The sequence below is a fragment of the Pseudoalteromonas sp. PB2-1 genome, assembly GCF_045040605.1.
Taxonomy (GTDB): domain Bacteria; phylum Pseudomonadota; class Gammaproteobacteria; order Enterobacterales; family Alteromonadaceae; genus Pseudoalteromonas; species Pseudoalteromonas arabiensis.
In genome coordinates, this window is the sequence record NZ_CP090667.1 from 640336 (window position 1) to 660638 (window position 20303).

At 40.5% G+C, this 20303-nt stretch carries 16 protein-coding genes and 1 pseudogene; 14 read left to right on the plus strand and 3 right to left on the minus strand.

Features of this window, described 5'->3' with window-relative positions:
- Window positions 1-50 precede the first annotated feature (50 nt).
- The 3 genes from L0Z67_RS03025 to djlA are packed head-to-tail and all read left to right on the plus strand — an operon-like array spanning window position 51 to window position 2590.
- Window positions 51-1052, plus strand: coding sequence for an aminoglycoside phosphotransferase family protein (locus tag L0Z67_RS03025; protein WP_062570091.1), 1002 nt, complete (start codon window positions 51-53; stop codon window positions 1050-1052).
- Window positions 1049-1714, plus strand: a complete 666-nt coding sequence (gene murU / locus L0Z67_RS03030) for an N-acetylmuramate alpha-1-phosphate uridylyltransferase MurU (RefSeq protein ID WP_062570092.1) — start codon at window positions 1049-1051, stop codon at window positions 1712-1714. The genes L0Z67_RS03025 and murU overlap by 4 nt, the downstream gene beginning before the upstream one ends.
- A 15-nt stretch (window positions 1715-1729) precedes the next feature.
- On the plus strand, window positions 1730-2590 hold the full coding sequence (djlA, locus tag L0Z67_RS03035; RefSeq protein ID WP_237128167.1) for a co-chaperone DjlA: 861 nt from the start codon (window positions 1730-1732) through the stop codon (window positions 2588-2590).
- On the opposite strand, the gene L0Z67_RS03040 is transcribed toward djlA, so the two are convergent.
- From L0Z67_RS03040 to rapA, 3 genes and pseudogenes are all read right to left on the minus strand, one after another.
- A complete protein-coding gene (locus L0Z67_RS03040; protein WP_083515343.1) occupies window positions 2573-3466 on the minus strand; it encodes a DUF3530 family protein in 894 nt (297 codons plus the stop codon). The two genes, djlA and L0Z67_RS03040, sit on opposite strands and share 18 nt — an antisense overlap.
- Before the next feature lie 68 nt (window positions 3467-3534).
- Window positions 3535-4188, minus strand: a complete 654-nt coding sequence (rluA, locus tag L0Z67_RS03045) for a bifunctional tRNA pseudouridine(32) synthase/23S rRNA pseudouridine(746) synthase RluA (protein WP_237114824.1) — start codon at window positions 4186-4188, stop codon at window positions 3535-3537.
- Window positions 4189-4334: 146 nt separating this feature from the next.
- Window positions 4335-7230, minus strand: a pseudogene (rapA, locus tag L0Z67_RS03050) (RNA polymerase-associated protein RapA).
- A gap of 299 nt (window positions 7231-7529) precedes the next feature.
- Here rapA and L0Z67_RS03055 point away from each other — a divergent pair.
- The 11 genes from L0Z67_RS03055 (at window position 7530) to L0Z67_RS03105 (ending at window position 20266) form a co-directional block, all read left to right on the plus strand.
- Window positions 7530-8894, plus strand: a complete 1365-nt coding sequence (locus L0Z67_RS03055; RefSeq protein ID WP_405128443.1) for a PhoH family protein — start codon at window positions 7530-7532, stop codon at window positions 8892-8894.
- Window positions 8894-10276: a PhoH family protein gene (locus tag L0Z67_RS03060; RefSeq protein WP_062566157.1), complete on the plus strand. Its 1383-nt coding sequence runs from the start codon at window positions 8894-8896 to the stop codon at window positions 10274-10276. The genes L0Z67_RS03055 and L0Z67_RS03060 overlap by 1 nt, the downstream gene beginning before the upstream one ends.
- 194 nt (window positions 10277-10470) lie before the next feature.
- Window positions 10471-10833 carry a hypothetical protein gene (locus L0Z67_RS03065; RefSeq protein WP_062566156.1) on the plus strand — a complete coding sequence of 121 codons (363 nt, stop codon included), beginning with the start codon at window positions 10471-10473 and terminating at the stop codon, window positions 10831-10833.
- Window positions 10834-11041: 208 nt separating this feature from the next.
- Window positions 11042-12079: a hypothetical protein gene (locus L0Z67_RS03070; protein ID WP_045979611.1), complete on the plus strand. Its 1038-nt coding sequence runs from the start codon at window positions 11042-11044 to the stop codon at window positions 12077-12079.
- A complete protein-coding gene (locus tag L0Z67_RS03075; protein ID WP_045979610.1) occupies window positions 12076-12393 on the plus strand; it encodes a hypothetical protein in 318 nt (105 codons plus the stop codon). The genes L0Z67_RS03070 and L0Z67_RS03075 overlap by 4 nt, the downstream gene beginning before the upstream one ends.
- A 13-nt stretch (window positions 12394-12406) precedes the next feature.
- Window positions 12407-12754 carry a hypothetical protein gene (locus L0Z67_RS03080; RefSeq protein WP_235366508.1) on the plus strand — a complete coding sequence of 116 codons (348 nt, stop codon included), beginning with the start codon at window positions 12407-12409 and terminating at the stop codon, window positions 12752-12754.
- A gap of 178 nt (window positions 12755-12932) precedes the next feature.
- Window positions 12933-13298 carry a hypothetical protein gene (locus tag L0Z67_RS03085; RefSeq protein WP_405128444.1) on the plus strand — a complete coding sequence of 122 codons (366 nt, stop codon included), beginning with the start codon at window positions 12933-12935 and terminating at the stop codon, window positions 13296-13298.
- A gap of 107 nt (window positions 13299-13405) precedes the next feature.
- The gene (locus tag L0Z67_RS03090) at window positions 13406-13903 is read left to right on the plus strand and encodes a DUF411 domain-containing protein (RefSeq protein ID WP_004589252.1); all 498 of its coding nucleotides are present in this window, start codon (window positions 13406-13408) and stop codon (window positions 13901-13903) included.
- Window positions 13903-15330 carry a TolC family protein gene (locus tag L0Z67_RS03095; RefSeq protein ID WP_405128445.1) on the plus strand — a complete coding sequence of 476 codons (1428 nt, stop codon included), beginning with the start codon at window positions 13903-13905 and terminating at the stop codon, window positions 15328-15330. The genes L0Z67_RS03090 and L0Z67_RS03095 overlap by 1 nt, the downstream gene beginning before the upstream one ends.
- Window positions 15330-17087, plus strand: coding sequence for an efflux RND transporter periplasmic adaptor subunit (locus L0Z67_RS03100; RefSeq protein ID WP_135923578.1), 1758 nt, complete (start codon window positions 15330-15332; stop codon window positions 17085-17087). Before L0Z67_RS03095 ends, L0Z67_RS03100 begins: the two co-directional genes overlap by 1 nt.
- A 14-nt stretch (window positions 17088-17101) precedes the next feature.
- The gene (locus L0Z67_RS03105; RefSeq protein ID WP_135923579.1) at window positions 17102-20266 is read left to right on the plus strand and encodes an efflux RND transporter permease subunit; all 3165 of its coding nucleotides are present in this window, start codon (window positions 17102-17104) and stop codon (window positions 20264-20266) included.
- Window positions 20267-20303 lie beyond the last annotated feature (37 nt).

Genomic DNA, 20303 nt, shown 5'->3' on the forward strand with positions numbered 1-20303 from the left:
ACAATGGCAAATACAGTAATTGACTTAGTGAAAAATAGATATCTTACTAAATGAATCGTTATAAAAGTTTACAGCAGTTTTTAAATCCTCACTTTAAAGAGGATGAATATCAGTTAGCCGCCATTACTGGTGATGCAAGTTTTCGCCGCTATTTTCGTGTAAATACAGGCGATCATAGCTATATCGTCATGGATTCAGACCCAAATAAATTAGATAACACACCTTACATTGAACTTAATAAAGTGTTTTCTAAGCATGGCTTTAAATTACCAAAAATTCTTCAAGCAGACGAGAAGCAAGGGTTTTTCTTATTAAGTGACTTAGGTAATACACACTTAGCTGATTTACTTGGTGATAATGATCGCACCTCACACTATAAACACTTAATAAAATTAAGTGCGCAATGGGCTCAAATCCCGCCAGCCCAGCATATGAAAGTATTTGATAGTGAATTTTTACAGTTTGAACTAAGCATATTCAAAGAATGGTTAGTTGATGCGTTTATTGGTTACACGATGCTGGATGAGCAGCAAAGCATGTGGCAGCGAGTATGTGAGTTACTAATAAATAATGCCCTTGAACAACCTAAAGTAACAGTGCACCGTGACTTTCACAGCCGTAATATTATGCGTACCGGCCAGCAGTGGGCGATTATTGATTATCAAGACGCAGTGCAAGGACCTGTTTGCTACGATCTCGTATCTTTATTAAGAGATTGCTATTTTCAGTTACCAGAAAAAGAGCTCGACTATTTATTACACTATGCGTATGACGAGTTTATCGCGCAGCAACTTATCAATGACGTACCATTTTCAGCGTTTAAGCGCTGGTTTGATTTAACCGGTGTGCAACGTCACTTAAAAGCCGCAGGCATATTTTGCCGCTTAAAATTACGCGATGGTAAGTCAGGTTATTTGAATAATGTACTGCCCACCCTTAAATACATTAGTAGCGTAAGTAAAGAATACCCTGAGCTTGAAACATTAAGTGAATGGATGGAAACAATCATTATTCCTTTAACTGAAAAGCGGTTAGCGGTAGAGATAAAATGAAAGCTATGATTTTAGCTGCAGGACGTGGCAAGCGGATGATGCCACTGACCGAGCAGCTACCAAAGCCAATGCTTAAGGTTGCTAATAAGCCATTACTTGAGCACCATATTAATAATTTACGCCAAGCAGGTATTGTCGATATTGTCATTAATCTTGCGTGGCAAGGCGATAAAATAAAAAGTCACTTTGGTGATGGAGCTGCTTTTGGTGTGAATATTCAATACAGTCAAGAGCCCGAAGGCGGACTTGAAACAGCTGGGGGAATTATCCACGCTCTTCCTTTGCTAGGGGAGCAATTTGTGGTGATAAATGGTGATGTATTTTCTGATTATGATGTCAGCTCATTAACTCAGCTACATTTGCACTCTGGTGAGGCGCATATCGTACTGGTTGAAAACCCAAGCCATAACCCTGCAGGAGACTTCGCGTTGAGCCACATGAGCCCTGAGAGTCAGAAGTATACATTTTCTGGAATTAGCCGATACCATAGTGACTTTTTTAAAGACCTTGAAGCTGGAGTGCTTGCGTTAGGTCCTATTTTACGTGAAAGATTAGCTGAACACCGCGTGTCAACTGAGTTGTATATTGGTCAATGGAATGATATTGGCACACCAGCTAGGCTCGATGAGTTAAATCAGCGCTTAGCTGCTCAAGATTTTTAAGAGGATGTATTGACGATGTGGGGAAAAGTACTGGGTTTTTGTTTTGGCTTTATGTTTGGAAAATTCATAGGTGCTTTACTCGGTTTATACCTTGGTCATATGTTTGATCGCAGCTTAAAGCAAGACTTTGATAAAGCGGGGGGCTTTTCAGGTTTGTTTAAAGGCGATGATATTAACGAACGCCAAGCACTGTTCTTCTCGAGTTGTTTTGCTGTGATGGGGCACATTGCTAAATCAAACGGTCGAGTAAGTGAAACTCACATTCGTGCCGCAAGTTTGTTTATGGATGAGATGAACTTGTCAGGTGATGAGCGTCGCGAAGCACAAGATGCGTTTCGAAGTGGTAAAGAAAGTGACTTTTCACTAAAAGAAACGGTTCATGATTTTAAAGAACGTTTCGCACGCCGCCATGACTTATTACAACTATTTTTAGAAATACAAATTCAAATGGCGTTTTCCGATGGTCATTTAGCTGAACAAGAAAAGCAATTATTGCAAGAGGTCAGCAAACAATTAGGAATATCTCGTACTCAGTTTTCATTTTTACTTAAACGTTATCAAGCAGAGTTTGCATTTCGTCAGCAGCAACAACGCTTTTATGAGCAGCAAAATCAACAGCGCAGCTCGCATAATGAGCATCAAGGTCATCGGGTGCCACCGAATAATGGTATGAACCGTGCCCAAGCCTTAGCATTACTTGGATTAAGCAATGATGCAACTTCGCGTGATATCAAAGTTGCGTATCGAAAGCTCATGGCGCAGCATCACCCAGATAAGCTGGTGTCACAGGGTCTACCAAAACATATGATGGAAGTCGCAATAAAGAAAAGTCAGGATATTCAAGCTGCGTACGAATACTTAAAAAAGGCGGCGTAGAAAGCCGTCTACCTCTTTGAGCAGCCGCTCGTGTTGTTCAGGCTCAGTGGGTAAGCCAAACAGTTCCCTTTGACGATAATCGTACTTTGCATGGCGTTTTACCCAGCGCTTTCGCTCATAAGCACTGTGTACGATATCTTGATTACCCTCACTGTAAAATATATCCAGTAGCGGTGGGCTGATTGTCGATAGTGTTGCGTTAAGGTGCTGGTTTCGCTCACCATTTGGTAAATAACCACTTAGGCTGATAAATGCGTTTACACTGGTATTAGGGAAACTGGCGTAATGTTCAATTAATAGCCCTGCGCTGGCACCTTGTGCAAGGACGATAATAGCGCCTTGTTCATCTAAGGCATTATTATAGAGCGCATTAAAGCGAGTAATTAGTTTGAGCTTATAGTCATTGAGTACAGCATCACTAATTGTTGGAGTTGCAGAGGCGAAGTGAGGAGTTTGCTCTTTTGGCTCTGTTGATGCTGTCGCAGTGTCACTTTGTGTATTGTTTGATTGTGTATCCGTGTCAGCAGGATGCCAATCTATATCAGGCATCGTCATGGCTGAAGTGGCATAACCTAAGTCATTAAGCTGTTTACGTAGAAAGTTTAGGCCAGTATTACTGGTCGGCGGGTGTTGCCAATCTGGAATGATTAAAACCACTCCTCGTTGAGTTGCCGCCATCGATTGACGATAAAGACAGATAAACTCATCATCACCAGCAAGCAAGGTACGCACCTCACCATCAGGAATAAAGCGCTGAATATCGTTACTAACGATACTTGACCAAGGTGTTGGTTGAATGAAGTCGAGTGCACTTACATTGCTTATAAACGCAAAACTAGTGGCGTAAAGTAATGTATTTAATGCTCTTGAAGTCATGCCGATATCCTAACTGAAGTCTAATTAGACTATCGGCACCTCATGCTAAATATTTAGCAATATTATTGTTAAAACTCAGGCGTGGCTTCAAAAACCATTTCTTTACCACTGACAGGGTGAGCCAAACTGAGCATTTCTGCATGCAGTTGCAGTCTTGGCGCCATCGCTAATGCTGCTGGGTGGGCGTACAGTCTATCCCCTAAAATAGGATGGCCTAAAGACAGCATATGAACACGTAATTGATGCGAGCGCCCAGTAATTGGAGTGAGCTCTACACGAGTTGCATTGTCTTCATGCTCAAGCACTTTAAAATGAGTTAATGAAGGTTTGCCATTGTCATGGTCAACCATCTGCTTTGGACGATTAGGCCAATCACAAATAAGAGGTAAATCCACTGAGCCAGTTGGTTGTTCGAGTTTACCAAACACGCGTGCAATATAACGTTTAGCGGTTTTTCTATCTTGAAATTGCATGCTTAAGTTACGATGCGCTTCTTTGTGCATTGCTAAACAAATAATTCCCGAGGTTGCCATATCTAAGCGGTGCACAATTTTTGCTGTTGGAAATACGCGATTAACCCGTGCAATTAGGCAGTCGGCGTGTTTTGGATCTTTCCCTGGTACAGTGAGTAAGCCGCTTGGTTTATTCACAATAAGTAAGTCATTGTCTTGATAAACAATGCTTAAGTAGGGAGTCATTGGGGGATTATAATTGAGTAACACAGCCAGCCTCGATGATTTTCTAGAGCGCTATTTTAAAGGAGCTGAGAGAGTTACACAAATGTTGATGGCAGTGCTTCGAAGGTAACTCCACGCTCATAAAAGCGCGATGTGAAAGCACACCGCGTTTATGATTGTCAGCTTAAAGCTTAGTGCGAAACCACAATCAAACGAATGGCATCCAATTTAACTTGGGCTTTTTCGATATAAGTCGTCAGTTCACTGCGCTGTTTATCAAAAAAGTTAAGCTCTTCATCACGAATATTCGGATTGATTTGCTTAAGAGCGGCTAAGCGCGATTGTTCCTCAGCAAGTGCCGTTTGCATTTTTTCTAACGACGCAGCACGAAGTGCCTCAAGCTTGGTTTGTGCCATGCCTTGTGCGCTGGTGATCATTGGGTGAATAGCGCTTTGTAAAGCACTGGCTAACTTACTTGCTGTTTGACGGCCCACCGCTGATAGTTGCTGATTAAACGCGTCAAAGGCGACATTGTCAGCTAAGTTATTACTGCCTTTGTCTAGCAAAATACGAATAGGTGTAGGCGGTAAAAAACGCCCCACTTGTAGTGCTTTAGGTGCCATAGCTTCAGCAATGAAAATAAGCTCAACAAAGAAGGTACCAGCAGGTAACTTTTTGTTTTTCAGTAGTGCAACAGACGCTGTACCAAAGTCATCATCACAAATCATATCTAAGCTGCCTTGCACCATAGGGTGATCCCAACTGATGAAATGCGCGTCTTCTTGCGAAAGCGACGTACTACGGTCAAATGTCACTGTAATGCCATCATCTTTCAAACATGGGAAAGATGGGTTTAGCATGTGCTCTGTTGGTTTTAAGATAATGGTGTTTTCACCTTTGTCTTCTTGGCTTACGCCGAAGGTGTCGAACACATTAATCATATAGCTTGGCAACGTGAATTGATCATCTAGTTCTTCAATATCAGCAACTAGGCTCTCAGCACGCCCTTGACCACTAGAATGCAGCTCTAATAAGCGGTCACGACCACTTTCCATTTGTTTACGCAGCTGAGCATTTTGCTTAGCTACTTGCTCTAGAAGTGGCTCAAGCTCTTCTTCGTCACAATTATGAGAGCCAACAAACTCAAGTAATTCTTCACCAAACTCTTTATACAGCATTTGGCCTGTTGTTGAGGTTGTTTCAAACGCATCAAGGCCTTCGTTGTACCAACGTAATAGAACTTCTTGTGCAGTGTTTTCGAAATACGGCACATGAATATTTACGTCTTGGGTTTGACCAATACGGTCAAGACGGCCAATACGTTGCTCTAACAAATCAGGATTAAGAGGTAAATCAAATAATACTAAGTGGTGCGAGAACTGGAAGTTACGGCCCTCTGAACCAATTTCAGAACACAGTAGAATTTGCGCGCTGTCGTACTCATCGGCAAAGAATGCTGCCGCACGGTCACGCTCAACGATTGACATTCCTTCGTGGAAAACAGACGCTTTGATTGCTTCACGCTCACGCAAAATTTGTTCAAGGCTAATAGCGGTTTCAGCTTTAGCACAGATAAGTAAGACCTTTTCGTGCTTAAGTGTTTTTAATGTCTCGATTAGCCAATCAACACGTGGATCAAATGCCCCCCAACTGGCATTTTCACCTTCAAACTCTTGGAAAATCTTTTCCGGAAACAGTGCACGCAATGCGGTTAATTCGGCGTTTTGAATACCCCCCATATTGCCCAAAACGGAGATAGCTGTTTTATATTGCTTCGGCATGGCCATAGGGTAGGCATGAAGTTTACGGCTAGGGTAGCCATCGATGCCGCTACGGCTATTTCTAAATAAAATACGTCCCGTGCCGTGACGGTCTAATAGCATAGATAAAATTTCGTTACGGGCAGCTTCATCACCTTGCTCTGCACTTGCAAGTAATTCGCTGATGTCTGTTTCTTTTAAGAGTGCTTTTAACGCGTTACGTGATGCATCAACCAAGCCCTTTTCAGCAAGGAGTTGGTTAGCAGCTTCGGCAACATCTTTGTAGTTACTTTCTTCTTCAACAAACGCATCGTAGTCGTAGAAACGATCAGGATCGAGTAATTGCAAGCGCGCAAAGTGACTGCGATGACCAAGTTGGTCAGGTGTTGCTGTTAGTAGAATAAGCCCCGGAATATCTTGGCTCAACTCTGCCATACGTTGGTATTCAGTGCTTGGTTTACCATTATTAATACTTAGATGATGGGCTTCATCAACGACCAGTAAGTCCCAGTCAGCCAGTGTAGCTTGTTCAAACCAGCGCTTTTTCTTGCTTAAAAACTCAAGGCTAGTAAGTACTAACTGTTCGGTTTCAAATACGTTTGGCGAGTCTGCAAATGCTTCGTCACAGCGTTCTTCATCAAAAATAGAAAAGCGTAGGTTAAAACGACGTAGCATTTCAACAAGCCACTGATGCTGCAAGTTTTCAGGCACGACAATTAACACTCTGCTTGCGCGACCTGTAATGATTTGCTGATGTAAAATCATGCCCGCTTCAATGGTTTTACCAAGGCCAACTTCATCTGAAAGTAATACACGGGGTGCGAAGCGCTTACCGACCTCTTGAGCAATATACAGCTGGTGAGGAATAAGATTGGCACGCTGACCAATTAAGCCCCTTAAGTGGTGATTGTTGGCGCTCAAACTGGTGTTGCCAAGTTTGATAGCGAAGAGTGTAACGATCAAAGCGGTCTACTTGACCGGCAAATAAACGGTCTTGTGGTTTATTAAATTTGATAAAGTGATCTAAAAAGGTTTCTTTTAATTGTGCTTTCTCACCGTTGTCAGTACGAATACCGTGGTAGCACAATAAATCACCTTGTTCTTCAACAGACTCAACTTCAAGTTCCCATTCTTCAACGCTGCGAATAGTATCACCTGGATTGAATGCAACACGAGTAACAGGCGCTTCAGTTAAAGAGTAAACACGGTTTTCTCCACTGGCAGGAAATAAAATGCTGACCTGACGGCCTTCAAGGGCAACAACGGTGCCTAATCCTAAATCTGACTCTGTATCACTGATCCAACGTTGACCTAAGGAAAAATTCATATATGTCTCATCTATGAAGAAAAAAGGCGGCTATGTTACCTGTATCGTCTTGGTACTTCAAGGCAGTAAACTTGCCTTATGCAATTAAATTTAGTCAATTATTTAAAGTTATTTTTTTGGTTGAAATTTGTATGTATTTTAACCGCTTAAATAATTGTAATTTTAGCTGTCATAAAAAAGACTTTTGCTACAAATAGACTAGACTGAGTATATACCTAACAAATAAATAACAGGTTCAATTCCCGCTTGTTTAGTTACTTGGGTATAGCATAAAAATCATAAAACGTAAGGAAAGTGCTATGGAAAAAGCTTCGAACCTTGATAGTAAAATGTATGTGCTCGATACCAATGTATTACTCCACGAACCCCTCGCTTATTTATCTTTCCAAGAACATGATGTTGTTATCCCCATGACAGTATTAGAAGAGCTCGACCACATTAAAGATAGAAAACATGATGTCAGCCGTGATGCTCGTGTTGCTATTCGTGGTTTAGATGAAGTGTTAAAAGATGCCTCTCCAGAGCAAATGTTACAGGGGGTGGCGTTACCCAGTAATAAAAAAGCGAAAGTTCAGTCCCGAGGTCGACTTATTATTGTTAACGACCACTTATTTGCAGACAGTATTTCTGGTTTACCAGGCAACGAAAATGATCACCGTATTATCAATTGTGCGGTGCATCTACAAAAACAGCACAGTGATAGCAAGGTAGTGCTGGTTACGAAAGACATTAATATGCGACTCAAAGCCAAAGGGGCAGGGCTTAAATTTGTTGAAGATTACAGAACAGATCAACTAATTGATGACATTGCCTTACTGACCAGTGGCTATAAAAAAATAGAAGGCGATTTTTGGCAACAGGTAGGAGAATGCGAAACTGAGCAACAAGGCCGGGACACTTATCACCATGTAGCAAAAAATACCATCAGTGACGTATTTTGTAATGAATACATTATTGATAGTAGCGATCACTTTGCTGCGCGAGTAAAAAGTTATGATGATAAACAAATCACGTTAAAAGATATCAGTGTTGAGCGCCTGATGAGCCACACAGCATGGGGAGTAAAGCCAAAAAATGTTTATCAAGGTATGGCGCTCGATGCCTTACTTGACCCAAGTATTGAGTTGGTTATTTTAACTGGCCCCGCAGGCTGTGGTAAAACACTACTTGCGCTTGCCAGTGCCCTTGAAATGATTATTGAAAAAGGCATTTATGATAAAGTTATCGTCACCCGTAACACACCTGAAATTGCCGAATCTATCGGCTTCTTACCTGGGACTGAAGAGGAGAAGATGGCACCTTGGCTGGCTGCTATTACGGACACTTTAGAGGTATTACATAAAGGTGACGAGAATCCTATTTCGAGCCGTAATTACATTATGGAAAAGGCCAACGTGCAATTTAAATCGGTGAACTTTATGCGTGGCCGCAGTATTCAAAATGCCGTGGTGATTTTACAACCCCGAATTGGGGATATTTTAAAGTTTTTACCCCCTTGTTTTTATTGGCCTGTAGAAAAAGTAAAAAGAATTTCCAAAAAAATTGATTACCTTAGCTACTCTGAGCAGTCTCTCAACAATAAACCTTTACTCAAAATTTGTAATTTACAAGAAAAGTACAACACAAAGCCTAGCAACGATTCAATCTTTTGGGAGGCTGCGTAATGAAAAGCTCTATTGATAATCGAAATCCTCGTGTACTAGACACATCTGCATTAGTACATGATCCAAAATCTATTTTTAGCTACAAAGATGATATTTACATCTGTCTAACTGTCCTTGAAGAGCTTGATAACCTGAAAGAAAGAACTAATAAATCGGTAAGTGCCGATGCCCGTATGTGCATTAGAATGCTTGAAGACATTATAAATGGACATACAGCCGAGGAAATGGAAATAGGTATTCCTTTACCATCTACCGAAACAGCCCAGAGAGGAAAGCTTTTCATTGGAATTGACACTCAATTGGATCTGGCTAAGGAGTTAAAGCACGGGATAGGAAGTGATGCTGATAACAGAATAATTAATTATGCTTTATATCTTCAAAAAGAACTCAATAAAGACGTAATAATTGTTAGCCGTGACATTAATATGCGCTTGAAAGCTCGAACCGTAGGGGTCATGGCAGAAGACGTTGCCGTAGATAATCAAATATCAGATATTGATCTTTTATACACAGGGGTACAAGCCTTTAAAGGAGATCTTTTTGATCGAATTAAATCAGACAAAGACTTCAAGGTTTCAGGAGAAGTTTATACTTTCCCAATAAGTCTATTTAATGATGAAGTTCAGCCAAACATGTATTGGTACGATGAAGCTGGACACATTGGGCGAATTTCAGAAGTAACAGATACTGAGGTATTCACAAAGCTATTGCCTCGTAAACAAGAAAAAGTATGGGGCATTTTGCCTAAAAATCAGCGTCAGTCGGTAGCTTTAAGCCAATTAACAGACCCTTACTATGATTTAAATATCATCCTTGGTCCTGCTGGCTCCGGAAAAACTTTTTTGGCAGTTGCTTCGGCGCTGCATCAAGTATTGGAGTTGAAAAAGTACAAAAAAATCGTTGTGGTGCGCTCCAGAGACTTTATGGACGACGATCCGGGATTCTTACCGGGGGATTTAACTGAAAAATCAATGCCTCTTCTGGCAGGTATTACTGACGCATTAATTTCGATGCACTCGGATGATAATCATGAAGGAAATGTCTACGCTACAGTCGAGCATGTGATTGAAAAAGCCAATATAGAATTTACTAGCATGGCTTATTTTCGTGGCCGTTCAATAGACGATGCTGTTTTAATCATTGATGAAGCTCAAAACATGACTAGAGCGCAAATCAAGGGCATGTTAAGCCGTGGTGGGAAAAATTGTCGGACAATCGTATTGGGCAACCTAGCCCAGATTGACGATAAGTTTGTAACACCTGCTTCTTCTGGTGCAAGTGCGGCTGTTAATGTGTTTCGTCATTATGAAAAAGGATCAGTGCTGATTTTTGATGAAGTAGAGCGTAGTAGCTTGGCTGAATTCACTGAAAAGAATATGTAGGCATCAAACTACCATTCACATTTCCTTATAATATTGCGACAATGGCCACTGCTTTTTGCAGTGGCTTTTCAGAGAAGCCCGTTCCCACGAAAACAGGACGAAATGGATTTACTCTGAACTAAAAGATTAAATATTCACATAAAAACTGAGTGACATAGGTGCGTGGCCTAGCGTTGCCGTTTTTTGGTGTATTGATGTCTTTTAAAAAAGAAGACCTGCTAGTAAATATAAAAAGGCAGGCAAAACGATTATCTAAATTATTAACTATTCCCCTTGGACAAGCCCAAGAAGGGGCAGCTATTTGTCTATATGGCTGTGACAGTTACAGCGATTTACTAGTAAAAATAAAAGCTGAATCCTTTGACAACCCAATGATAGCACTGTCTGCACTCTCACCAAACTCGGAAATATTTTTAGTAAAAATATTAGCTAGCCACCTAGATAGCATTATTGGAAATTTTGAAAAAAAATTTCCCGGCTCCAATATAAATGAAGAGATGGTCGTATCCTTGTTTGGGCTTAGCTTTTCAGAGTTCAAACTCAAAATATCTACCTAAAGTTGTACAAATACGTAAGTTGTCATTTTGTTTTTTGGCGATATTATAATAAGAAGGCTGAACGGACAGCCTACGCCTACACATGTTTTTCGCCTTGAAAAACGTGAACAGTGAAGCGGAGCATCCGTAAAAATTTGGTTATTTGAACAATAAATAAAGCAATGTGTTGGTAGGCCATTGTTTATTAGAAAGTTGTTTGGAGAACTAAATGATCTCACTTTATCAATTAAAGAATAAACTCAATAAACAAGCAAAAGAGTTTGCTGAGTTATTAGAGTTTCCTGATCTTTACGCCCAAGGCCTGTGGGCTAGAGGTGTTTATAACTGCCCTCATTTTTCTGATACCCATAATAGCCTCACTGAAGCATTTGAACAGAAAAAACTGGATTCAATTCTAAAGCACGATTCCCTGAAATACTTAATGATCAATGAATACGATGATCAAGAAATTATTGAATCGCTTCATAAAGAAATTGAGTCAATGGCAAACCGTATTGAAAGCCTGATGCTGGTAGATATCGAAACATTAGAGTTAGTTTCAGTGATATACCAAGTATTAGGGTTGCCAGAAGATGCCAAGTTTATTGTAAACACTGGTGCTGACTTTAGGCTGGAGTGGCGACCATATTTCGATGCTTTTGATGATCCGTTGATAGTTCAATATGCAGATTTAAAAGTTCATGGTTGTTATTTCAGGCTCATAGCTTCAAAGTTTCCGGTTGAAAAGCTTTCCTTGAATGACATTAAAAAATACATGTACATCAATCATGTAAACCATGATAGTGAGTTCGAAGGCTGTATTTCTGAAGGAAATACATTTTCTAAGCATGAGCACTGGCTGGTGTTGACACTTGAATTATTCCGTAGCGGCAAAGTAAATAAGGCTCAGTTCAATCCAACAACCTTCAAAATCGAAGGTATGCGCTATTTGGTATATGGCTTCCCACTGATTCCTTCCTTTGTATCTGATTGGCACAAACCTGATTTATGTCTACAGGTTAAAAATCTAGATGGTGATCAAAAGTTCATTGTTCGTATCGATCAGCAAGCTCTTGTTTTCCATGCACGACGTGTCGATACCAATTTTTTTAACACCATCGATTATGAAAAATATATTTCGTTGTATCAGTCTAGCGTTCTGTCACATTTTGATGCTGACAACAATTTACTAAAAGTTAATGGAGTTAAGTACCTTAGTTTTTTCCGCCCGTTTTGCCTAGAAGATAAGAAGGAAGCACAAGCATGAGACCAAGAGTAAAACTAACTAACGCAACACTTATCTCAATTAAATCTGACTTAGAAGATAAGGTTGAACAGGTGCTTTACGCTACTTTTGCTGAGGATAGTAAGAACGGTAAAAAAGGTGAGGCTTTGTTTTCCACGAAAGTCATGGAAGTAAACGGTCTTGAATATAGAACTTTTGGTGCTGACTTTTATATCTTAGATGCAGAACCCCAAAAGTTTGATGTAGATGTATTTGAGTTCAATTTAATGCATGAGTGTATGTACTCTCCAAATGAGCTATTAGAGTTGCGAGAAATGCTCCCTGCTGGCTATTAGTAGGGAGTAACAAATGGACAAAACATATTTAAAGGATGCTTACATACTCTCGGTCTATGACTATAAAGACTTTGAAAAATCATTTCTTGGGGAGTTTTTGTCAGGGGTTGTTATTGACGATGAAACATTCAGATTTCGGCCATTTCAGCAAATCGTGACTTCAAAGATTGTTAGCAAATCTGCTGATGAGGATAAGTTAGAAATATACACACATAGTGGGAGTTGTTATGTGATTGATGCTGACCATAAGTTAATTGATATTTCGTTTGTTGAGCTGGTTGTTATGAGAGCAGGAGCTTATTCGGCAGATCGAGTTTTAGAAATGAGAGAGCAACTTAAGTCTCAAAATAAAAGCCATTGAATAGCGAAGATAAGAAGTCTGATGAGATTATTATTTGTACACTAATTCATATTATTTGTCACTTACCTCTTTGAAAAAATTGACGTTAGTCAAATATTCATAAATGTTTACATGACATCAATTTACTTATTCGAAAATTTGTATTAGCATAGACCATGTATATTTTTATGAGAATTTTATGTCTAAAGCATTTTCAAAAGTCTTAGTAATAACGCTTATGCTGGTTGCCTTTGTAGGGCAAGCATTTGCGTATTCTGCTATGCCTTGCGAAATGTCATCAGGTTCTCACGAATCACACATGAACATGAACATGAACATGAACATGGATCATGGTGATATGAATAAAAGCAGTAATGGTCAATCAGAAGATTGTTGTGACGTTGAATGTATTTGTCCTGCAAATGCTTGCTCATCTACGACAGTCCTAAATTCCAGTGTTGACTCGACAGATATTCAAATATTGCGTGAATCTGTAGCTGCTCTGCAATCTAAACAACCTCATTCAATTTCCACTTCCCTTTATCGTCCACCAATTTTTGCCTAATACAGGATTAGTGCGTCTAAATTTCGCGCACATGTAATTAATTTTTCTGTTAGTCAATATAGCGTCGTAGCGCTATAGATATTTTCCAGCGATGTCTGGGGGCAAAAATGATCAATAAGTATTTAAAAATAGCAGTAGTAATGCTGCTTTCACCTGCGTTTGCAAACGCCAACGAACATAACCATGCACACAATAACGACGTAACACCTTTGGAGTTAATCGTTTATAAAACCCCTACTTGTGGGTGTTGTAAAAAATGGATAACTCATATTGAAGACAAAGGGATCGTTGCGCATTCCAAAGATTTCCGAAACATCGGCAACATCAAAACTAAGTATGGTATCAAACCTAATTACCGTTCATGCCACACGGCAGTGAGTAGAAATGGATTTGCCTTTGAAGGTCATATACCAGCTAAATTTATTCAGCAGTTCTTATCAGAAGAACATCCCAATGCGATTGGGCTTTCAGTTCCAGCAATGCCAGTTGGCTCTCCCGGTATGGAAGTCGATGACCGCTTTATGCCATACAACGTGTTAATTCTATTTAAAGATGGAACGAGCAAAGTCTATGCAAAAGTTAAGACATACGAGGAGCAATTCTAATGAAATTGAACTCTTCAAACCTTACTTCACTTTCAACTTCGCTAATGCTCGGCTTGTCTGTATTCTCAGCTCAAGCTGAGAAAGTAGTGTCACTTGAACAAGCTATCACCTTGGCTCAGCAAAATGATCCTTGGCTTCATGGGAGTCGGTTAAAACAAAGCGCGGTTGAAAATAGAAGTATCGCTTCAGGTACTTTGCCTGACCCCAAAGTATCACTAGGGATAATGAATTTACCAACAGATACTTGGGACTTAGATCAGGAAGGAATGACTCAACTAAAGGTTGGTGTTTCTCAAATGTTTCCTAGAGGTGATAGTTTAAAGATTAAACAAGAGCAATTAAAAATTGAGTCAACGAAATTTCCACTGCTACGAGAGGATCGTAAGGCTAAACTGATAAGCCAAGTATCACAGTTATGGTTAGATGCTTACTTAGCTCAACAAACCATTAAATTGATTGAAGCGGATTGGGCGCTCTTTGAGCAGATGGCGGAAGTTACTAAAGCTAGCTACTCAAATGTTGTTGGTAAAACCAGACAACAAGATGTTATTCGTGCTCAATTGGAAATCGTGCAGTTAGATGACCGATTAACTTCGCAAAAGCAGAAACTAGAAACAACAATCGCTCGCCTTAATGAGTGGCTTCATATCTACGATGCTGCTGGCTTGAATGAATCATTTAACTTTGATACGCAACCATTAGAGTTTAGGGTTTCTAAAAAGTTGCCTGCAATTCATTTGAACAATTCAACAGTCCTAAAAGCATCTAATTACTCAAGAAATCTATTGGCTCAGGAGCTTTCGAATCACCCAGCCATACTTGCAATTGATATAAAACGCAAAGCTTCAGAAAAAGCAGTTGAGTTAGCTAAACAGCAATATGAACCGCAATGGGGTGTTAATGCTAGTTATGCCTATCGGGACAATATGCCCTCTGGTGATAGCCGAGCTGATTTATTTTCTGTTGGAGTAACGTTTGATTTACCCTTGTTCACCGAGAACAGACAAGATAAGCAAGTTGCAGCTTCTATTGCAGATTCAGAGACTATTAAAACCGAGAAACTATTACTGACAAAGCAAATGATCAGTATGGTGGAAAAGGAGCTTAGACAGCTTAAGCGTTTATCTGATAGGCAATCTATCTATCAAGAACAACTCCTTAAACAAACTCATGACCAAGCAGAAGCGTCATTGACAGCTTACACAAATGATGATGGCGATTTTGCCGAAGTTGTTCGAGCAAGAATCGCAGAATTAAATGCCAGAATATCAGCCTTAAGAATTGATGTTGACGCACTTAAAACAGTTGCTCGTATCAACTATTTCTTTGCGCGTTCTCAATCTAACTCAAATGCTGAACATAAGTCGATGCAAACTTCACACAAAACTAATCAGCACTTATCCAATCAGCAATTTGGAGAAAAATAATGTCAACGAATACTAAAACAATTATTGCCATCATCATTGGTGCTGCACTAGGCGCAGGAGTATTGAGCTTATATCAAGGTGCAGGTTCAAACAGTAATAGAGATGAAACAACATCAGCAGAGAAAAAGCCTCTGTATTGGGTTGCACCGATGGATTCTAATTACCGCCGGGACAAGCCCGGTAAGTCGCCTATGGGGATGGATTTAATTCCTGTGTATGAGGAAGAATCATCTGGTGATGATTTTGGTCCCGGAGCAGTAAAAATTGCGCCTCATGTAGTGAATAACCTAGGGGTTCGCACTGCACCTGTTGAGCTGAAAAATATGCATACTGAAATATCAACGGTTGGTTACGTTCAATATGATGAAGATAAGCTAATTCATATCCACCCACGTGTTGATGGTTGGATTGAAAAACTCTATGTCAAAGCGGCAGGTAACCCTGTAGAGAAAGGGCAGCCTCTTTATACACTGTATTCTCCTCAGTTAGTTAACGCGCAAGAAGAACTTTTAATAGCTTTAAAGCGCGACAATAGTTCCTTAATTTCGGCGGCGAAAGATCGCCTTAAAGCGTTACAGCTTTCAGCAGATTTCATTCAAAAGCTAGAAAAGACTAGAAAAGTTCAGCAAACCATCACCTTTTATTCACCACAAGCAGGTGTTGTTGACGGTTTGAAGATTAGAGAAGGCTTTTATGTCAAGCCGGGAAACACCTTATTAAGCATTGGTCAACTAGAGCAAGTTTGGGTTGAAGCAGAAGTGTTTGAACGTGACGCAGCCTTAATTAAAGAAGGACTGCCTGTATCAATCACACTTGACTATTTACCCGGTGAGGACTGGGCTGGTGTCGTTGATTATGTTTATCCAACATTGAATAGTAAAACACGCACACTCAGAGTGAGACTGAAGTTTGACAACCCAGACTATCAATTAAAACCAAACATGTTTGCACAAGTCTCTATTCACGCTAATCAAGCTGATAGCACGATACTCGTACCTAAAGAAGCCGTCATTCGCACAGGTAAACAAGACAGAGTTGTACTTGCCTTGGGGGATGGGCAATTTAAGTCTATCGAAGTGACAATTGGCCGGGTTGATATCGATAGTATCGAAATCTTAGAGGGTCTTAATGAAGATGATGTTGTGGTGACATCTGCTCAATTCTTGATTGATTCTGAATCAAGTAAAAACTCTGATTTTAAACGAATGACTCATGACGAAGTGCCTAGCTCTGTTTGGATGGAAGGCGAAATCAACAGCGTCATGGCGGGACATCGTATGGTTAATATTACTCATGGGCCTGCTGAGGCTTGGGATTGGCCTGAAATGACAATGGACTTCGATGTGGGTGCAAAGGTAGATATTGATTCACTGAAGTCTGGTCAATCTTTGCACTTTGAAGTGAGCAAAACCGAAGACGGTGGATATGAAGTTACTGGAATTCATATCATGAGTGAGCCTGCTGATATGAGTGAAGAAGTATCATCAGCAACAGTATCAGGTTTAATTAATGCGATTGATATTGATACACGGATTCTAAATATTAGTAGAGGCCCAATAGATAAATGGGATAGGCCTGCTGCGACGATGGATTTTATCGTCGCGGACAATATAGAAATGGTTGATTTCAATGTCGGTGATAATCTCACTTTCACCTTTGAGGTAAGAGATGACTTAGTGATAACTGAAATTTCCCTTGAATCTGATGATCAACACGAGCATGAACAAAAAAGTGCTGTTGACCATTCGAATCATTAAGTGGGAGAAAAATAATGATTGAATCAATTATTAGGTGGTCTATCGGCAATCGTTTCTTTGTTTTGTTGATTACCTTAATTATCGCGTTTGGTGGTTTGTATTCATTACAAAAAACGCCAGTAGATGCACTCCCAGATCTTTCTGATGTGCAGGTGATAATTAAGACGAGTTATCCGGGACAGGCACCACAAGTTGTGCAGGATCAAGTGACATTTCCTCTTACTACAGCGATGTTATCAGTGCCGGGGGCGCAAACTGTTCGTGGTTACTCATTCTTTGGTGATTCCTACGTCTACATTATTTTTGATGATGATACTGATTTGTATTGGGCTAGAAGCAGAGTACTTGAATACTTAAGCCAAGTAGCATCAAGCCTGCCTGATTCGGCAAAACCTCAATTAGGACCTGATGCAACAGGTGTGGGTTGGGTATACATTTACGCTTTAACAGATAAGTCTGGAAACCATGATCTAAGCCAATTAAGAAGCATTCAAGACTGGTTCTTAAAGTATGAACTACAAACTGTTCCGGGCGTGTCCGAAGTTGCCGCCGTTGGTGGTATGGTTAAGCAGTATCAAGTGCAAGTAGATCCTGACAAATTGAGAGCTTACGATATTCCTCTAAGTTTAATACAAATAGCCTTACAAAAAGGGAACAAAGAAACTGGCGCATCCGTTGTGGAAATGGCTGAAGCTGAATATATGGTTACCGCAACGGGGTATATTCAATCAGTTAGTGATATAGAGAAAATTCCACTTGGTATTAACGAACAAGGCACGCCGTTGCGTATTGGTGATGTTGCCAACGTTAACCTTGGTCCTCAAATGCGCCGTGGTATCGCAGAACTTAATGGCGAAGGCGAAGTTGTTGGTGGCGTTGTCGTTATGCGCTTTGGTGAAAACGCTCAACAAACCATAAATGGGGTAAAAGAAAAGCTTGAGTCGCTCAAATCTTCTTTACCAGAGGGGGTGGAGGTTGTCCCTGTCTATGACAGATCGAAGTTAATAGATCGTGCTGTTGATAACCTTTGGAGCAAGTTGCTAGAGGAGCTTGCAGTCGTGGCTATTGTCTGTGTTGCTTTCCTATTTCATCTTCGCTCATCAATTGTGGCAGTTGTTACTCTACCATTAGGTATATTGGTGTCATTCATCATCATGTATATGCAAGGCATCAATGCCAATATTATGTCTTTAGGCGGTATCGCTATTGCTATTGGTGCGATGACTGATGGTGCAATAGTGATGATTGAAAATATGCATAAACATATGGAGAAAACACCACTAACAGATGAAAACCGTTGGCAAATTGTAGCTAAGGCTGCGAGTGAGGTAGGCCCTGCATTATTTTTTAGCTTGCTGATCATAACTGTCTCATTCTTACCTGTGTTTATCTTAGAAGCGCAAGAAGGAAGAATGTTTTCACCGCTCGCCTATACAAAAACCTATGCAATGGCTGCATCAGCAGGCTTGGCAATAACATTGGTGCCTGTTTTGATGGGCTACTTTATTCGAGGCAAAGTCGTCTCTGAAAAGAAAAACCCGTTAAACCGATTATTGATTGCTATCTACATGCCTGTTTTAAAGCAAGTCATGAAGTTTCCAAAATCGACAATAGTCGCAGCAGTATTAGTGACTATCGTTGGTTTTTGGCCTGTCGATAAAATTGGTAGTGAATTCATTCCGCCATTGGATGAAGGCGACCTTATGTATATGCCTACTACATATCCCGGCATTTCAATCGGTAAAGCAAGAGAGTTATTGCAGCAAACGGACAAGCTTATTCGCACTGTGCCAGAAGTTGAAAATGTATTCGGTAAAGTAGGACGAGCTGAAACCGCAACTGACCCTGCGCCTCTAACCATGATTGAAACCTTTATTCAATTGAAGCCACGGGAGGAGTGGCGAGAAGGCGTGACAACTGAGTCGTTAAAAGCTGAGTTTGATAAGTTGGTTAAATTTCCGGGCTTAACCAATGCTTGGGTCATGCCAATCAAGACCCGCATTGACATGTTAGCTACAGGTATAAAAACGCCTGTCGGTATTAAAGTCGCCGGACCAGAACTTGATGTAATTCAGGATATCGGCCAACAAATAGAACAACTCTTGCCAGAAGTGACAGGCACAGCGTCAGTTTACTCTGAACGAGTTGCAGGTGGACGATATATCAAGGTTGATATTTCACGAGATAAATCAAGTCGCTTTGGGTTAAATATCGAAGATGTCCAACAAGTAGTTTCTACTGCGATTGGCGGTATGAATGTGACACAAACGATAGAAGGTCAAGAGCGTTACCCTGTTAATCTGCGCTATCCGCAAGATTATCGAGATTCTCCTGAGCAGCTAGCACGATTACCTGTTGTAACACCAAGTGGTCAACGCATTGCACTAGGTGATGTTGCTGATATTCGAATAGAGAATGGCCCACCGGGTATTAAAAGTGAGAATGCCAGAATCAATGGTTGGACTTTCATTGATATTGATAGCGTTGATGTAGGTACTTATGTTGAAAATGCTAAAGAACACTTAGCAAATAACCTGACATTACCAGCAGGCTATTCAATTACTTGGGCTGGACAATACGAATATATGGAAAGAGCGAAAGAAAAGCTCACCTATGTATTGCCTTTAACACTCGCCATTATTGTTATTCTGCTTTACCTGAATTTCAGAGCGTTTAGTGAAGTGGCTATCATTATCGTTACCTTGCCGATGGCAATGATCGGTGGGTTATGGTTGATGTATCTAGAAGGGTTTAATTTCTCAGTAGCTGTTGGTGTGGGCTTTATCGCTCTAGCTGGTGTTGCGGTTGAGATTGGCGTGATAATGCTGGTTTATCTTAATCAAGCACTTGCTGAGCTTAAGGAAAAAGCGGTGGAGCGAGCAGAACTCATCTCAGATGATGCATATCAAGATGCATTATTGCACGGTGCTGGCTTACGAGTTCGTCCAGTAATGATGACGGTAGCTACAATCATTATAGGTTTAATGCCTATTTTATATGGTACTGGTACAGGTTCTGAGGTCATGAGCCGCATTGCTGCTCCTATGGTAGGCGGAATGACAAGTGCTGTGCTGCTCACGCTTATTGTACTCCCTGCAATTTACTCAATCATTAAAAAGCCTGAAGTAAATGCCTTTAACAAAGAGCTTTCTAACGTGGAGCCTGAGAATAATGCTTAGCACGGCTAGAAAATATCACAAATGGCTAATGGCATTT

Excerpts from the sequence above, each read along its gene's own strand:
- L0Z67_RS03075 (WP_045979610.1), top strand. The coding sequence starts at position 12,076 with ATGAGACCAAGAGTAAAACTAACTAACGCAACACTTATCTCAATTAAA.
- L0Z67_RS03100 (WP_135923578.1), top strand. The coding sequence starts at position 15,330 with ATGTCAACGAATACTAAAACAATTATTGCCATCATCATTGGTGCTGCA.
- L0Z67_RS03055 (WP_405128443.1), top strand. The coding sequence starts at position 7,530 with ATGGAAAAAGCTTCGAACCTTGATAGTAAAATGTATGTGCTCGATACC.
- L0Z67_RS03070 (WP_045979611.1), top strand. The coding sequence starts at position 11,042 with ATGATCTCACTTTATCAATTAAAGAATAAACTCAATAAACAAGCAAAA.
- L0Z67_RS03065 (WP_062566156.1), top strand. The coding sequence starts at position 10,471 with ATGTCTTTTAAAAAAGAAGACCTGCTAGTAAATATAAAAAGGCAGGCA.
- L0Z67_RS03060 (WP_062566157.1), top strand. The coding sequence starts at position 8,894 with ATGAAAAGCTCTATTGATAATCGAAATCCTCGTGTACTAGACACATCT.
- murU (WP_062570092.1), top strand. The coding sequence starts at position 1,049 with ATGAAAGCTATGATTTTAGCTGCAGGACGTGGCAAGCGGATGATGCCA.
- L0Z67_RS03105 (WP_135923579.1), top strand. The coding sequence starts at position 17,102 with ATGATTGAATCAATTATTAGGTGGTCTATCGGCAATCGTTTCTTTGTT.
- L0Z67_RS03095 (WP_405128445.1), top strand. The coding sequence starts at position 13,903 with ATGAAATTGAACTCTTCAAACCTTACTTCACTTTCAACTTCGCTAATG.
- L0Z67_RS03040 (WP_083515343.1), bottom strand. The coding sequence starts at position 3,466 with ATGACTTCAAGAGCATTAAATACATTACTTTACGCCACTAGTTTTGCG.
- L0Z67_RS03025 (WP_062570091.1), top strand. The coding sequence starts at position 51 with ATGAATCGTTATAAAAGTTTACAGCAGTTTTTAAATCCTCACTTTAAA.
- L0Z67_RS03080 (WP_235366508.1), top strand. The coding sequence starts at position 12,407 with ATGGACAAAACATATTTAAAGGATGCTTACATACTCTCGGTCTATGAC.
- djlA (WP_237128167.1), top strand. The coding sequence starts at position 1,730 with ATGTGGGGAAAAGTACTGGGTTTTTGTTTTGGCTTTATGTTTGGAAAA.
- L0Z67_RS03090 (WP_004589252.1), top strand. The coding sequence starts at position 13,406 with ATGATCAATAAGTATTTAAAAATAGCAGTAGTAATGCTGCTTTCACCT.
- L0Z67_RS03085 (WP_405128444.1), top strand. The coding sequence starts at position 12,933 with ATGTCTAAAGCATTTTCAAAAGTCTTAGTAATAACGCTTATGCTGGTT.